12 protein-coding genes are annotated in these 14,726 nt (G+C 64.5%); 1 reads left to right on the forward strand and 11 read right to left on the reverse strand.

Translation table 11 applies throughout. The annotated features are described in order from the left end of the window. The 5 genes from HHL10_RS24240 to HHL10_RS24260 form a co-directional block, all read right to left on the reverse strand. Positions 1 to 1,251, reverse strand: a 1,251-nt coding sequence (locus tag HHL10_RS24240) for a cadherin-like domain-containing protein (protein ID WP_169162989.1), incomplete at its 3' end; no start/stop codon positions are given. Positions 1,252 to 1,393: 142 nt separating this feature from the next. Then, a complete protein-coding gene (locus HHL10_RS24245) occupies positions 1,394 to 2,077 on the reverse strand; it encodes a PEP-CTERM sorting domain-containing protein (protein WP_169162990.1) in 684 nt (227 codons plus the stop codon). A 1,258-nt stretch (positions 2,078 to 3,335) separates the two neighbouring features. Beyond that, entirely contained in the window at positions 3,336 to 4,523 is a 1,188-nt protein-coding gene (locus HHL10_RS24250; protein WP_169162991.1) for a M20 aminoacylase family protein, read from the reverse strand. Positions 4,524 to 4,588: 65 nt separating this feature from the next. Further along, complete coding sequence (locus tag HHL10_RS24255; RefSeq protein WP_169162992.1) at positions 4,589 to 5,806, reverse strand: diaminopropionate ammonia-lyase; 1,218 nt, start codon at positions 5,804 to 5,806, stop codon at positions 4,589 to 4,591. An 84-nt stretch (positions 5,807 to 5,890) separates the two neighbouring features. Continuing rightward, a complete protein-coding gene (locus HHL10_RS24260) occupies positions 5,891 to 7,144 on the reverse strand; it encodes a Zn-dependent hydrolase (protein ID WP_169162993.1) in 1,254 nt (417 codons plus the stop codon). A gap of 132 nt (positions 7,145 to 7,276) precedes the next feature. Between HHL10_RS24260 and HHL10_RS24265 the strand changes: the two genes are divergently transcribed. Beyond that, positions 7,277 to 7,741 carry an Lrp/AsnC family transcriptional regulator gene (locus tag HHL10_RS24265; RefSeq protein WP_375138979.1) on the forward strand — a complete coding sequence of 155 codons (465 nt, stop codon included), beginning with the start codon at positions 7,277 to 7,279 and terminating at the stop codon, positions 7,739 to 7,741. Positions 7,742 to 8,162: 421 nt separating this feature from the next. Here the strand turns inward: HHL10_RS24265 and HHL10_RS24270 are convergent, their stop codons facing one another. From HHL10_RS24270 to HHL10_RS31070, 6 genes are all read right to left on the reverse strand, one after another. Further along, positions 8,163 to 9,161: a GlxA family transcriptional regulator gene (locus HHL10_RS24270; protein WP_169162995.1), complete on the reverse strand. Its 999-nt coding sequence runs from the start codon at positions 9,159 to 9,161 to the stop codon at positions 8,163 to 8,165. 174 nt (positions 9,162 to 9,335) lie between these two features. Beyond that, positions 9,336 to 9,794, reverse strand: coding sequence for a hypothetical protein (locus tag HHL10_RS24275; protein ID WP_169162996.1), 459 nt, complete (start codon positions 9,792 to 9,794; stop codon positions 9,336 to 9,338). Between the two features lie 98 nt (positions 9,795 to 9,892). Further along, positions 9,893 to 11,104, reverse strand: a complete 1,212-nt coding sequence (locus HHL10_RS24280) for a M24 family metallopeptidase (RefSeq protein WP_169162997.1) — start codon at positions 11,102 to 11,104, stop codon at positions 9,893 to 9,895. A 1,111-nt stretch (positions 11,105 to 12,215) separates the two neighbouring features. Further along, complete coding sequence (locus HHL10_RS24285) at positions 12,216 to 12,986, reverse strand: creatininase (protein ID WP_169162998.1); 771 nt, start codon at positions 12,984 to 12,986, stop codon at positions 12,216 to 12,218. 36 nt (positions 12,987 to 13,022) lie between these two features. Continuing rightward, entirely contained in the window at positions 13,023 to 14,489 is a 1,467-nt protein-coding gene (locus HHL10_RS24290) for a purine-cytosine permease family protein (protein WP_205833197.1), read from the reverse strand. 98 nt (positions 14,490 to 14,587) lie between these two features. After that, on the reverse strand, positions 14,588 to 14,713 hold the full coding sequence (locus HHL10_RS31070; protein WP_259373290.1) for a hypothetical protein: 126 nt from the start codon (positions 14,711 to 14,713) through the stop codon (positions 14,588 to 14,590). Positions 14,714 to 14,726: the final 13 nt, after the last annotated feature.

The raw sequence follows: 14,726 nt of genomic DNA on the forward strand, positions 1-14,726 counted from the left end.
CAGCTGCTCGGCCGTCACCGTGTAGGCGCGGTCTTCGGTGCCGTTGGCCAGCGTGGCGGGCTCGCCGGTGAGCGCCGGCGCGTCCTCGACGGCGGCCAGCTCCACGGCCAGCGTGGCCGGCGTGGTGACCCTGCCGTCGCTCACGCCGTAGACCAGCGTCAGCGGCCCGTGGTAGTTGGCCTGCGGCGTGATGGTCCAGCTGCCATCGGCGTTGCGCACCGCCGTGCCGTGGTCCACCGTCAGGCCGGTGACCGAGAGCCGGTCGCCGTCCACGTCATTGAAGCCCTGCAGCAGCTGCTCCAGCGTCACCGTGTAGGCGTTGTCCTCGGTGCCCGCGACGAGCTTGGCCGCGGTGCCGCTGAGCACCGGTGCATCGTTGCTGCCCGTGATCGTCACGGTGACGACTTGCGTGGCGCTCTTGCCGCTGCTGTCCGTGATGGTGACGTTGAAGCGCTCGATGGCCGTCTCGCCGGCGGCCAGCCGCTGTGCCACGGCGCGGTCCACGCTGTAGGTCCAGGTCACCTGGCCCAGGCCGTCCCCCGTGGCCACATTCGTGATGACGCCCGTGACGCTGCCGCCCAGCGTGTTGCCGGCCATGGCCGCCACGCTCACCTGGTGCGACTGCAGGCGGTCCACATCGCTGAAGTTGACGCTGCCTTGCGCCGAGAGCGTGATGCCCGAGCCGTCGTCCTCACCCGCGGCTGTATCGGTATGCGCCGTGATGCGAGGCGCGTTGTAGTCCACCAGCTGGCCGTCTACCGACAGCAGCAGCTTCTCGATCATCTGCACCTTCAGCGTCGTGCCAGCGCCGAAGTCAAAGACGAAATCCGACGCGCTGCCGCTGGCCACCTCGCCGTTGCTGGTGCGCGCCACGGAGGCCAGATGCGCCACGTAACGCGCCACCTCCGACTGCACCCGCGCGCTGGCCCACTCGGCCGCCGTGAACTCCAGGCGCAGCGTGTCGGTGCCGATGTTGCCGCTGTACAGATCGCCGTTGCCGGCATTCTCGGCCAGGCGATAGATCAGCAGGTCGTTGCCCGCGCCAGCGTCGACGGCGTCGTTGCCGGCGTTACCGTCAACCGTGTCATTGCCGTCCTGGGCGTACACCAGGTCCTGGCCGCCGCCGCCGTAGATGATGTCGTCGCCGGCACCGGAATAGACCGTGTCGTTGCCGCCCTGGCCGTAGACCAGGTCCGCGGCGCTGGTGCCGCTGAACTTTCCGCCACCGGCAGGTGCCGTGTACGTCGCCATGATTGATCGCTCCTATCGGGGCCGTGCTTCAGCGCCGGACGGGCTCGAGACAGGCCTGCATTCCGGCGGCACGGACATCAGTGCTTGAGGGGTTGGTGCAAATGGTTTTGCCGCCCGGACGTCAAGGCGGCAACAGACGGATTCAGCTGCGGCGGCGGCGCATCATCAGCCCGGCCAGTGCCACGCCGGCCAGTGCCAGGGAGCCGGGTTCAGGCACGGCATTGCCGTCACTCAGGCTCACATGCAGCGTGAAGGTGCCTTCGGCGGTACCGCCATTCGTGTAGGCGAAAACCTCGCTGCACCCCGTGTAGCGCTGGCTGCTGATGCTGTTGCTGCCGGGCTGGTGCAGGAAGTCCGCCGCGGTGCACCCGGTGATGTCGGCGCTGTTGCCCAAGGAACTCAGGCCCAGGTAGTACAAGCCGCTGGTGGGCAGGGTGTACACGCCCAGGAAGCCGTTGGGAGTGATGCTGCCGGTGTCGCCAATGGAGCCGGGATCGACGTCGCTGTCGTCGCCCATGGCCAGCAGCTGGCCGTTGGCATCGAACACCGACAGCACCGTGTCGGTCAGCGTGTCGCCGTTGATGGCGTCATCGTGGTCCACGAAAAGGCGCTGGCCCGCCTGGCCCGAGAAGGTGTACCAGACCACGTCGTTGACGCCGGCAAGCGCCCCTTCAACCGTAACGTGCTTCGCGGTCGCGGACTCATAGACGTTGGGGTCCGGTACGACAGCAAACAGCGGGTCAAGGTTGGTGGCCGTGGGAGCGGCGAAGGTCGCCAGCGGCGCGCATAGGGCCAGGACAGCAAGAATCTTGCGGAAGAAAGTCATATCAGGAACTCGTTGCTCGTTGATGGAGAAAAGCCACATGGCCGGCACCTTTGCCGCAGCACACCGGTTCCTTTGCTGCCGTTTGCCTGACCAACGCTCTTGCCTTGACCCGGCTTGTGTTTGCGGTGCCGTCCGTCGATTCACAAGCGCGCTGGCCAGCCCGGCATTTGCTGCCGCATTTGTCTGCATGAAGTCCCGCGGACTCCGGCATTTGATGAGGCGGCAACGACATCGTGAAGGTGGGACATTCGAAAAATCACCATGGGGAAAGCCCCTTAAGGGGGCACCTCAATGCAACGCGCTTGAAAATTTTCATGCCAACTGTAACTTGCGGCGTTCAATCCTTCTTTGACCCTTCGCCACCATGCCGAAGTCCAAGTGTGACGTTGTGCCCGAATTCAGAGCCAGTTCAACAGCACGGTTTCGACAGCTTCTCGAGTGGGGCCAAAGGCCCGGAAACGGGTGATAAAGAAACCTTAGCTGCCCAACGATTACACGAACACTCCTTTAGGCCAAAGGACAAATCTGCACTGCATGTTGACCGTACAACTTTATTTGATACTTCAACGACCGGCCCTTGAACGCAGTAGTGAGGCGCTTGACCCGACCGGTTCTGCCGTACTCGAACACCGTCGAAGTCGGGATGAATCGGGGAGCGAAGTGCCCTGCACACCGAGTGTTCTCACAAGCTGCCGGCATCGTACACAAATGTCTTATGAGTAACTTTAAGTAACAAAGGTTGCTTGGCCTGCGTTTCTTGTCAGCCGTGAAAGGCCTTTCTTCTTCTGCGAAGCAACAGCGCTGCCTTCAGGCGTTCATGCGCCACGGCCAACGCCACGTGCGCTGTCTGGAATGTGCTCATCGTGTTGCTCTCGTTGCGGACTTGCTGGATGAAATATCGACATTTCCCCGCCCTTTCTTGAGGCCCAGCCCGGTATGGAGGTTTTCTCCATTGAGCCCGATGCCCGTAGTCCTTTGTTCACCGGTAGGCGGTGCCGGACCCAAGGTTCTCGCCGGGACCAGGAGCAGGCGCCATCAGTCGCCGGGACGCAGCATCAAGGCCGCACGAGGCGGATAAGGCGTGTGCAGCAGCCATGGCGGCAGGTACTTACGGCCGTGTGGGCATGGCCTCGGACTTGTGGCACTGCAGCCCGGTCCGCACCGCATGTATTGCGCGGTACCCGCCTGGCCACCCGGCCATGCCACCTCGGTAACAGAGAAACAGCTGGTTGACGATGCAAATTGCTCGTCAACTCGCTCATGCGTCTGAGGTTGATGCCTGCGAAGGGAGCCGTTGGCGCACCAATTCGACGAAATACCTCGCGCCAATGGGCAGGACGCTGTCGTTGAAGTCATACGTGCCGTTGTGAAGCGGCACGCCGCCCGGACTGCCAGCGGCGCCGTTGCCGATGAAGACGAAGGCGCCGGGCACGACCTTCAGGAACGCGCCGAAGTCCTCCGAAATCATCATGGGCCGCACGTCGGCATCGACCTTGTCCTGGCCCACCACGGCGACCGCAGCGGCCGCTGCAACGGGCACGCACTGCGGCCAGTTCACCGTCGGGGCGAACTCGCGGGTGTACTCCACCTCGCATTGCGCTCCGTGCGCGCTACAGATGCCGTGGCACAACTCGCGCATCCGGCGCTCCAGCAAGGCCTGCACCTCGGGCGAGTAGCTGCGCGTGTCGCCCTTGATGGTCACGTTCGACGGGATGGCATTGCGGATGCCGTCGCTGAAGATCTCGGTGCAGGAGACGACGGCCGGCTCGCCCGGATCGACCGACCGCGCCACGATCGTCTGCAGCGCCAGGATGATCTCCGCGGCGATGACCAGCGAATCGGCGGCCATGTGCGGCCGGGCGGCATGACCGCCACGGCCGTGGATGCGGATCACAAAGTTGTCCTCGCTGGCCATGATGCCGCCCACGCGCGTGGCGATGTGGCCCACCGGCATGCCGGGGATGTTGTGTGCCCCGTAGATCTCGTCCACGGGGAAGCGCCCGAACAATCCGTCCTCGATCATGGCTGCCGCGCCGCGCCCGTGCTCCTCCGCGGGCTGGAAGATGAAGCGCACCGTCCCGTTGAAGTCGGGTTGCTGCGCCAGCAGCTGGGCCGCCCCCAGCACCATGGCCATGTGGCCGTCATGTCCGCAACCATGCATGCACCCGGCATTTCTAGAGGCATGGGGGCGGTCCTGCGCCGTTTCCGTCATGGCCAGGGCATCCATGTCCGCGCGCAGGCCGATCACGCCGGGGCCGTCGCCCGCACGCAGGCTCGCCACCAGGCCGGTACCGCCGATGCCGCGGTAAACCTCCGGGCCCAGCAGCTCCAGCACGCCGGCGACGTAGTCCGCAGTGCGGTGCTCGTTGAACCCGGTTTCCGGAAACTGGTGGAAGTGATGGCGCCAGCGCACCATCCGGGTCTGAAGCTCGTCGTCAACGTACATGTCTCGTTCCTGGTGAGGTTGCAGCCGGACTTGGCAGCCCGGTGCCGCAGTAGCAAGGGAACCGGTCAACGTGCCAGCCAGGCTGCCTGCCGCTTCAGCACCGCGTCGGCCGGCTCGCCAACCAGTTCCTCATAGACGGCCGGTGCGGTCGCACCCTCGGTGCTGATGAGCAGCACCCGGGAGCACTCGTCGAGCCCGACCTGCTGCGACCACGCAGCGTCGCGGCGCAATGCCAGCAGCCCGGCCAGCCCCGCGACGCCGGACTCGCCGGCAACGATCGGGATGTCCCTGCCGCTGCCCGCGGCCAGCACCCGCATGGCCTGCACGGCCGCGCCGTCCTCGATGGTCATGAAGGCATCGATGCCGGGTTGCAGGAAGCGCCAGGCCAGGGGCGAGGTTTCGCCACAGGCCAGGCCCGCCATCACGGAGTCCACGGAGCCGGTCGCCTTGGCGGCGCGGCCCTGAAGGGCGCTCTGGAACAGGCAGTCGGCCTGCCGCGGCTCCACCACGATGAAGCATGGCCGCTGTGCCCCGTGGTGCTCCCACAAATAGCTGGCCAGCCCCGCCGCCAGTCCGCCGACGCCGCCTTGCAGGAAGACATGCGTGAAGGCGCCAGCCTCGTTCGCGACCGCGCCGGTCTGCTCTACGATCTCCGCCGCGATGGTGGCGTAGCCCTGCATCACGTCACGGGGGATGTCCTCGTAACCGTCGTAGGAGGTATCGGAAACCACCTGCCAGCCGTGGGCTGCCGCCAGGCGCGCCGCTTCCTCGACCGACTCGTCGTAGTTGCCCGCGATGCGCACGATGCGCGCGCCGTGCACGGCGATGGCCTGCTCGCGCTCCAGGCTCACGTTGGCGTGCAGCACGATCACGCAGCGGCAGCCCACGCTGCGCGCCGCGGCGGCCAGGCCCCGGCCGTGGTTGCCGTCGGTGGCGCTGATCACGGTGTAGTCCTTGAGCATCTCGGCATGGCGGCCGGTGAGCAGCGCGGCAGGATCGAGGTCCGGATGCAGGCGCAGGACCTGGCGAACCAGGGCGATCGGCGCCCCCAGGGCCTTGAAGCTGCCCAGCGGCGAGCGCACGGATTCGTCCTTGACGCTGATACGCGCGACGTTGAGCTTGGCGGCCAGGTCGGGCAGCTCGTACAGCGGTGTCGCGCCGCGCGCGAGCTCCGGCCATGGGGAAAGCCAGAGCCGGCTTTCCTGCGCCCGCTCGATGCTCATGAGCGACTTGAGCTCCGCGGGGTAAGGCGCGCGCACGGCACGCGGGTTGGCAACCAGCATGGAATGTCTCCGGGGATCGGGATGCAAGGAAGAAGGCCCAGGGCGCGGGCTGCGGCGCGCTGACCGCGCGGGGTGCGAAAGCGCTCAGGCGGCAGTGAGGCGCCGCCGGACCACGTCCAGCAGCACCTGCGCGCCTTGCACGAGCTGCGCATCGTCGGTGTGCTCGCGCGGGTTGTGGCTGATGCCGGCGCGGCTGGGCACGAAGATCATGGCCGCCGGCGCAATGCGCGCAACCATCTGGGCGTCGTGCCCCGCGCCCGAGGTCATGCGCCGGTGCGTGAAGCCCAGGCGGCGGGCCGAGGCCTCGATCTCGTCCACCAGGCCGGCATCGAACACCACGGGCTCGAAACGCACCAGGCGCTCGGTCTCGATCCTCACGCCCTCGCGCCCGGCGATCTCCACGAGGAAATCAGCCAGGCGCTGCTCTGCCGCCTGCAGCCGCTGCTCGTCCGGATCGCGCAGGTCCACCGTGAACGTGGCCCTGCGCGGGATGACGTTGATGAGATCCGGCTCCAGCCGCAGCGAGCCGGTCGTGGCCAGCGTTGTCTCGGGCGCCGCGGCCACGACCTGCTCGCGCAGGAACGCGACGATGGCCGCCGCCACGTAGCCTGCATCGTGGCGCAGCCGCGTGGGCGTGGTGCCGGCGTGGTTGGCCGTGCCGTGCACGGTAACCTTCTGCCAGGAGATGCCCTGCAGGTTCTCCACCACGCCGATGAGCCGGCCTTCGGCTTCCAGGAGGGACCCTTGCTCGATGTGCAGCTCCAGGTACTCCTGCGGCACGATGGCGCCGGGCTCCAGGTCGCCGGCGTAGCCGATGCGTTGCAGCTCGTCGCCCAGCCGCGTGCCGTCGGTGCCGACCGTATCGAGCGCGACCTGCACCGGCAGCCCACCGGCATGGACCAGGGAGCCCATCATGTCGGGCTGGTAGCGCACGCCTTCCTCGTTGGTGAAGGCGCCGACGACCATGGAGCGTGCCGGCAACAGCCCCGCACTGCGGTAAGCCCGCGCCACAGCCAAGCCGGCCAGCACGCCGTAGCAGCCGTCCAGGGCACCCGCATTGCGCACCGTGTCGATGTGCGAGCCGATCATCAGGGGCTTGCGCCCAGCCTCGTCCGCAGCCGCACGGAGGATGCCGAAGACGTTGCCGATGCGGTCGATGCGCACCTCCAGGTCCAGCTCACGCATCCAGCGCACCAGCAGGTCGCGGCCGGCCTTCTCAGCGTCCGTCAGCGCGATGCGTGTACGGCCGCCACCGGCGCCGTCGAGGCCAACGGTGCCAAGCTCGTGGATCTGCTTCAGCAGCAGTTCGGTATCCAGCGTGACAGGGAACGCAGACATCCATATCTCCAGCGCAAGTTGTTTGTTGAAATAATATTTATGCAAGACGCTGGATTTTTCGAAACCTTGTGCCTGCCGTTGAACGTTTTATCGAAATTGGGCCATTGACTTGAATCGGTTTTCACCATGGTGATGAAGCTCAATAGCTATGACCGGGTGCTGCTCCGCGCGGTCCAGGAGGACGCCCGGGTGGCACAAAGCGAGCTGGGCGAACGCGCCAGCCTGTCCACTGCCGCGGTGAACCGCCGGCTCAAGCTGCTCTCCAGCGAGGGTGTGATCGAGCGCTACACCGCCTGCGTCAACCCCAAGGCCGTGGGCTACGACCTGACGATCGTCGTGGAGGTCAAGGTCGAGAGCGAGCGCGCCGACCTGCTCGACGAGATGCAGCGCAGCTTCGCGGCCTGTCCGCAGGTGCAGCAGTGCTACTACGTGGCTGGCGACTGTGATTTCGTGCTGATCTTCCTGGTGCGCAACATGGAGCAATACGTGGAGCTCACGCGCCAGCTTTTCTTCAAGAGCAACAATGTCAAGTCCTTCAAGACGCTGGTGGCGATGAACCGGGTAAAGACCGGGATGGCCGTGCCGGTGGACGAGTAACGCAATTCCCAACGCGCGTCAAAAACTTCCGAATGCGATCACGCACAAAACCCCGTGTTTTTCAGCGCACAGCTTGTCGCGATGAGCCCGGGGCCAAGTAATGCCGCCATCTTGGTCGCCGGCACTTTATCTGCATTCAGAGAAACTGCTTCTCGTTACGATGACACACACGGCGCGGTTGAAATATGGTTCCCCGCATGAACCAAGAATAGATTACCCCGCCAATCCGATGCCAATGCGCCGGGCTCCGACTGCAAGCCAGTCGAGCACGACACTCAACGCCGCATAACAATTCACAAATACTGCACCGAAAATTGCACGAGGCGCAGCTGCGTGGATTCGCGTGGAATTCACCACATGCTGGGCTGAAAGGCGGAATTCGATGAAAGGTGTGACGGCCCCCGTCCTGGCGTGACGAGGGTTACCGCGCGGCGCGGCGCCCCATTTGGCGCACATCACGCGGGCTCATCCCCGTCCCCCGGCGTACGAAGCGCGCAAAGCTTGCCCCTTCGTGGAAGCCGCATTCGAACGATACTTCGATGACGTCGAGGTCCGTGTTTTGCAGCAGCCAGCGCGCGCGCTCCAGTCGCAGCCGGCTCCGGTATTCCGCGGGGCTGAGCCCCACGTCCCGTTGAAAACGGCGCTCAAGCTGCCGGCGGCCGATACCCAGTGGCTCACACAATTCATCGATCGTTGCAGCGGAATCCAGTTTCTGCTCAAGTATGAGCATCGCCTTGTGCACCACCGTGTCCGTGGATCGTACGGAAACAACTTCCTCCGGCTGCAGCGTGCGGGCCGGAAGCGGTTGCTCTTCAATCATGATACGCAGTGCCTTTACCGCGCTTGCACGGCCAATGAAACGCTCGATGATATGTGCGGCCAAGTGCACTACGCTCGTGCCGCCCGCGCACGTCAGACGGTCTCGGTCGGCGACAAACATCTGATTTGACACGATGCGGCAATCCGGAAATTCGGCAGCGAATTCCTCCCGGTGAAACCAGCTGACACACGCCACATGCCCATCCAGCAGGCCGGCACGCGCGAGCACAAAAGAACCGGTGCAGAGTCCGACCAAGTTCACACCGGCAGCCGCTGCCTCGCGCAAGAACGACATCAGTCGCACAGGGACCTGCTGACCGCCATGGAGTAACCCCCCGACCACCACCAGATAGTCATACTGTTCGGGCGACGCCAGCGGCGCGTCGGGCGTCACGCTGACACCGCAGCTGGACACGACCGGTCCATGCGTGGCGTCCAGGACTGCCCAGTGGGCGAGCAGCGGACGGCTTCTATCGCCTTCGTCGGCAGCCAGGCGCAAGGCATCGACAAAACCCGCAAAAGCCGTCAGCGTGAAGCGAGGGGAAAGCACAAAGCCAACACGCAGCTTCGACTCTGCTTTTTCGTGTGCATGCGATTCCATGAAGACGATTCCTACAGCGGTACGTACAACAAGGCGCTTGCGCGCTCCAATTCAATGAGGACCACCTTGGTGGTTTTCAGCAGCGCAGTTTCCTCATGCGCGTCTGCCCATACCGGGGCACGATTTCCGACCCAAGATTCCAAAAGGCCGGACAAACCGGGAGCACCAACAAGCCTATTCACGCTGGCCAAGCTTCAAACGCGCACCATGTACGGCGCGGTCCGGACGATGTTTCGTTGCAGGAGCAAGGTCAGGGGTCGGCCGCGCCAGCGCCCGGTGCAAATCCTCGAACTGCCGCCGCGTGGCGTGGCGCTCCACGCCGACGAGTTCGCCGCTGCCCGGCGCGCCAGTGCGGTAGACGCCTACCCAGACGTCCTGCACCTGGCGGTCCCGGTTGAACAAATGGGCCAGCAGTTCATTGACCCGTGCCTGCAGCAGCGCTTGAGGCGGCAGGTGCGGCCATTCTTTGAGGATCCACTGGCAGATCGACTCCGGGTCCAGGCAGTCGGCTGCGGCTGTGGGTGCCGCACCGTACAGGCCGCTCACCGCCAGGCTGACCAGTAGCGGCTGGCCGTCGGCCAGCCAGGTGGGAAGCTTCTCGATCTTGACAGTCCACTTGGCGCGCAGGGCCATGGCTGCTCCCGGACGCTGCGCGACTGCGCGGTGCAGCAACGCAGCGTCCCTTTTCGTCGCTTGTGCGGCTCAATACACAGCAGGCCGCGTTGAGCCGGTCAGGCCGGGATGATGTTGTGCTCGGGACCGTAGGGGAACCCGGTGAGGTTGCGGTTGCCCTGCGCGGTGATGACGAGGATGTCGTGCTCGCGGTAGCCGCCGGCGCCCGGCATACCTTCGGGCAGCATGATCATGGGCTCCATCGAGATCACCATGCCCGGCTCCAGCACGGTGTCGATGTCCTCGCGCAGCTCCAGCCCGGCCTCTCGCCCGTAGTAGTGGCTCAGAACGCCGAAGCTGTGCCCGTACCCGAACGTCCGGTACTGCAGCAGATCGTGCTGCAGGTAGATCTCGTTGAGCTGGCGCGCAATGTCGCTGCACTTGGCCCCAGGCACCAGCAGCTTCTTGCCCTCGTCATGCACCTTGCAATTGATCTCCCAGAGCTTGAGGTGCGCGTCGCTGGCGTGGTCCAGGAACAGCGTGCGCTCCAGCGCGGTGTAGTAGCCGCTGATCATCGAGAAGCAGTTCAGGCTCAGGATGTCGCCCTTGCGCACGCGGCGCGTGGTCACCGGGTTGTGCGCGCCGTCGGTGTTGACGCCCGACTGGAACCAGGTCCAGGTGTCCATCAGCTCGCTGCCCGGGTAGCGGCGCGCGATCTCGCGCACCATGGCCGCGGTGGAGGCCAGCGCCACCTCGTGCTCGGGCACGCCCTCCTTCACCGCGGCCACCAGCGCCGCACCGCCGATGTCGCACACCTGCGCGCCGGCGGCAATGAACTCGATCTCCTCGGCGCTCTTGACCATGCGCATGCGCATGCACGCCGCCGAGATGTCCACGAACTCGACGCCCGGCAGGGTTTCGCGCAGCGCGTTCAAGCGATCCACCGGGAGCTGGTCGAGCTCCACCCCGACGCGCCCGCGCGCGGGCAGGCACTGCGCCGCCGCCACGAAGTAGTTGCCGCGCTGCCAGTCGGTGTAGGTCAGCGCGTCGTCCGCCACCGCTTTGCGCCACGGCTGGGCGCCGTCGATGTTGGCGGCGATGACGGTGGTCTTCTCATGCGTCACTGCCAGGCCGTAGGAGCGGCCGAAGCTGCAGTAGAGGAAGTCGCTGTAGTAGGCGATGTTGTGGTACGAGCTGAACAGCACCGCGTCGATGCCTTGCGTTGCCATGTGCGCGCGCAACTTGCTGATGCGGCGTGCGTACTCGTCCTTCGAGAAGCTGTTCCAGGCCTTGTCGCCGTTGCGCAGGCGGATCACTTGGGGCATTTCCATCGGTTGTCTCCGGTTGGGTTGGGGTGAAGCCATGGTGCTTCCGCTGCCCTGGTGGCGCTTCAGTTCTGCGACATGCCGTTTCCCGTTTGCGCCAAGGCTGAGACGGGTTTTCCCGACTCGGTGCGGCTGGCGACAGCTCCGACCCAGTGCGGCCATGGACACGTCGCCTGTCCTTCACCGCCTCACCGTACCCAACGAACCGCGGCACTGGCTGACACCGCATGAACCGCCATGGGCTCGCGATGCTGCCTCGCTGAACTGCGACTGCGGGCCGGTGGTGGCGCCGGTAGCGGGGAGCCGCAATGGCAGCGCTGACACGGTGTTGTTCATCGGCGCGAGGTACCACCCGGTTGGCGACCTGGGCCCTGGCACCCGCTTGCTCATGTCGAGCGGGCCGCCACCGCTGCGGCAGCGGTCGCGATCGATTCAGAAGACGTGGGAGCTGGTGGTCGCCCGCGAAAACCTGGCCGGCGGCGTCTCCCGGTCTTCGCAGTGAACGGCGCAACAGCAGCCGTCAGGCAGGCCCCGGCGCAGGCCGGAGAGGCGCCGCCGCGATCGATGCCGCACAGCAGGACGCCGGCCATGGCCGACTTGCGCGACCAGGCGTCAAGGCCCGGCGGATCGCGACGCGGGATCGGGTGCGGACCGACGACAAAAACGGCGTCATACCGATTCCACTTTGGTCGTGAAATGACCCGTTCGTACTGAGGTATCGAAGTACGAATCCGACAGGCTGCGATGGCGGCACCGCGGCAGGGGCCGTTCATCCTTCGATACCTCAGGACGAACGGGATTACTTCACTCAGAAGCCAGAAGTGGAATCAAAGCTCTTTCCGTCATCGAAGGCAGCGCCAGGTGGAAGCCCGGCTCCGTCGCTGGAGCGCGACGGGTCATTCAACGTACCGAGCGTCAACCGGCTCCGAGCCGGTCACCGCCGCGACTGGGTGCCCAGCCACGGCGGACCGATCGCTGCGCCGAGGGCAACCGGCGAGAACCCCGGCAGCAATGGAAACGCAAACCGCCGCGCAAACGGCGACGGCCAGGCGTGCCACAGGTTGCACGCAACGGGCTGACATTGCGCCAGCCCCGGCCGCTGCTTGGGCGCTGTGGTTCAGTCGAAAGCCGTGCGCAGCTGCTGCGAGATGCCTTCGACGCAGACTTCCAGCAGCAGCTTGCCCTTGGCGGCCGAGGCCGGCTTGGCGGAGGACAGGCAACCAGAGCAAGGCGTCCAGTGCGGCTTGGTCGGGAAGAAGTCGTAGGGCGGGAAGGTGGCGGCCGGCTGGTCCACGGCCTTGCTCATGTCCACCAGGTGCGGATGGAGGTGCAGCATCAGCGACGTTTCCAGCACGCCGCCGTGCTCCACCGCCCAGCCCGGAAATCCATAAGGGTAGATCTCGCGAATCGTCTCTTCGGTGACGAAGTCCCAGTAGGAGAGCACGACCACGGAGAAGTCCCTGATGCCATCCCAGCGCAACTCGCGGATCGCCAGGTCCACGCCTTCGGCAATGAACATCGAGTTTTCGAAGTGGCCGTTGACCATGGCCACCTTGCGCACGCCGTGGCGCGCAAACTCCTTGAGCACGTCCTTGATGGTGCTGGTCAGGGTCAGCCCGTCCAGGCTGGTCGTGCCCGGCATGTGGTTGCCGCCACCACTTTTTTGCTGGGACTTGTAGCCGTAGGCGATCGCGGGCGCCACCAGCGCACCGATCTTGCGGGCCACGCGCTCGGCCATCGCGGTGGGCAGCAGCACGTCAGGGTTCATCGACATGTGCGGACCGTGCTGCTCCAGTGCCCCGATGGGCAGCAGCACCATGGTCCGGCCGTCGCGCACCTTCTCGTCGTACACCGGCCAACTCAGCTCGGAAATGTGGACGCTGTCCATGGAACACTCCTTTCGAAAATCGTTGAACTCCAGGCATCATGCCGATTTTCTGGAGATACCCGTTTGGATCATTCCCGAAAATGACGATTGCCTGTATCGGCGGGCGTATTTTCGACCCAACAAGTAGTACAGGGTTGCGGCGCTGCTGCCGCCAGCGAGCCAGGAAAGATCCACGCCACCCATTGCCTTGGCAACAGGACCCTGAAACAGCGGGATGATTCCATACATGAACATATAAGTGCAGACCAATCCGCCAGCAAAAGCCACAAGCGCCGCAGGATTGAAGCGGTCCATATGCCTGGATTCCGTCCCCTCGAAAAGGAAGTCGAAATTCCTGGTATTGCGCTCAAAAATGAAGCAATGCACGGCCATGATGCCGCCCCAAGTGGCAACCCAGGCGACGATCGAAACCAGCCAGGCATCCAGCGCATGGGCGAAGTTTTCCTGCTTCATGAAGAACATGACCGCGACCATTGCAAAGACACCGACCAGGATGGACAGCCTTTGCCGGGAAACTTTGATATCCATAGCCTGAGCCGCGACACCAAAAGTGTAAAGATTGATGATGTTGGTGGCGATTGGGCCGTGTATCACGAGCGCCAGTACCGGGATCGCGAGTACCCCGAAGTTATCGACAATGAGCGCACCGGGGTCGGCGCTTCCATTCTTCGTGGCCAGGCTTGCTCCCAGCACGCCCAGCCATACGACCGGAATGAACTGGCCCAGCGTGCTGGCAAGGTAAAGGCGCGCCTTCGACACGGACCCCGAGACGAAGCGCGAGTAGTCAGGGGCGTAGGTAAACCAGCCGATGCCCCACCCGATACCGATCGCGGTCATCACTCCACTCATCGCTGCAAGGCGCGGCATGCCGGTCAGAACCTCGTCGGCAGGGCCAGCGTAAGACCAGTCAATATCAAACTGAGTCCAGGCCACGATGCTCATGACCACGAGAACCAGAATTGTAGGTGGCACAGTCCATTTCTCGAAGGCTGCAATTGCACGATATCCGAGGTAGCAGATAACGACCTGAATGGTCATGATGGTGGCGGCGGTAGACAGACGCCACCAGAAATTCTCCGCACCGGGATCGACCCAGCCGATCTTGCCGAAAAGCGCCATCACGAGGTCAAGAATGATCCAGGTGTTTACCGCTGTCCAGCCAACGGCCAGCGCCGCCTGGATGGCCGCGGGCAGGTACGCGCCCTTGCGCCCGAAGGCAGCGCGGGAAAGCACCATTCCGGTGACGCCCGTTCGTTGTCCGAGCAGCACAAAGGCGCCAAAACCTATCATCCCGATCAGGTTGCCAAGCACCAGAACAGTAACCGTGTCTGCCAGCGAGAGCCCCAGATTTATCCCGAGTGCGCCCAAGATCCAGTTGATCGGGGCCACATTTGCCCCTGACCATATCCAAAACTGGCCCCAGACGCTCTTGGTTCGTCTATTTTCAGGAATTGGTTGCAGCATCTCTTCGAGATTGTCCGCATCGCCACTTTGGCTATTCATTTGGCTTGTCTCCGAATTTTCAATACCGACCGGAAGGGAGCCGAGGCTGAGCGTTCCGAAGAACGCTTATAAACAGGTACGCTCCGCGGAGCGTGCCGTCAGTGGATATCGGGCCTGGCCATGTGCACACGCAACTTCTTGACGCGGCGTGCGCATCCGTCCTTCGAAACACTGTTCCAGGCCTTGTCGCCATTGCGCAGGCGGATGGTGCGGGGCATGTCCACGAGGTCTTTCCTT

Origin of the sequence: Azohydromonas caseinilytica (genome assembly GCF_012927045.1) — a bacterium.
In the GTDB taxonomy this organism is placed as follows: domain Bacteria; phylum Pseudomonadota; class Gammaproteobacteria; order Burkholderiales; family Burkholderiaceae_C; genus Azohydromonas; species Azohydromonas caseinilytica.

Bases quoted from the DNA above. Each gene is read 5' to 3' on its own strand.
- HHL10_RS24275 (WP_169162996.1), bottom strand. From the start codon at position 9,794: ATGGCCCTGCGCGCCAAGTGGACTGTCAAGATCGAGAAGCTTCCCACC.
- HHL10_RS24280 (WP_169162997.1), bottom strand. From the start codon at position 11,104: ATGGAAATGCCCCAAGTGATCCGCCTGCGCAACGGCGACAAGGCCTGG.
- HHL10_RS24285 (WP_169162998.1), bottom strand. From the start codon at position 12,986: ATGGACAGCGTCCACATTTCCGAGCTGAGTTGGCCGGTGTACGACGAG.
- HHL10_RS24265 (WP_375138979.1), top strand. From the start codon at position 7,277: ATGAAGCTCAATAGCTATGACCGGGTGCTGCTCCGCGCGGTCCAGGAG.
- HHL10_RS24270 (WP_169162995.1), bottom strand. From the start codon at position 9,161: ATGGAATCGCATGCACACGAAAAAGCAGAGTCGAAGCTGCGTGTTGGC.
- HHL10_RS24290 (WP_205833197.1), bottom strand. From the start codon at position 14,489: ATGAATAGCCAAAGTGGCGATGCGGACAATCTCGAAGAGATGCTGCAA.
- HHL10_RS24250 (WP_169162991.1), bottom strand. From the start codon at position 4,523: ATGTACGTTGACGACGAGCTTCAGACCCGGATGGTGCGCTGGCGCCAT.
- HHL10_RS24260 (WP_169162993.1), bottom strand. From the start codon at position 7,144: ATGTCTGCGTTCCCTGTCACGCTGGATACCGAACTGCTGCTGAAGCAG.
- HHL10_RS24255 (WP_169162992.1), bottom strand. From the start codon at position 5,806: ATGCTGGTTGCCAACCCGCGTGCCGTGCGCGCGCCTTACCCCGCGGAG.
- HHL10_RS24245 (WP_169162990.1), bottom strand. From the start codon at position 2,077: ATGACTTTCTTCCGCAAGATTCTTGCTGTCCTGGCCCTATGCGCGCCG.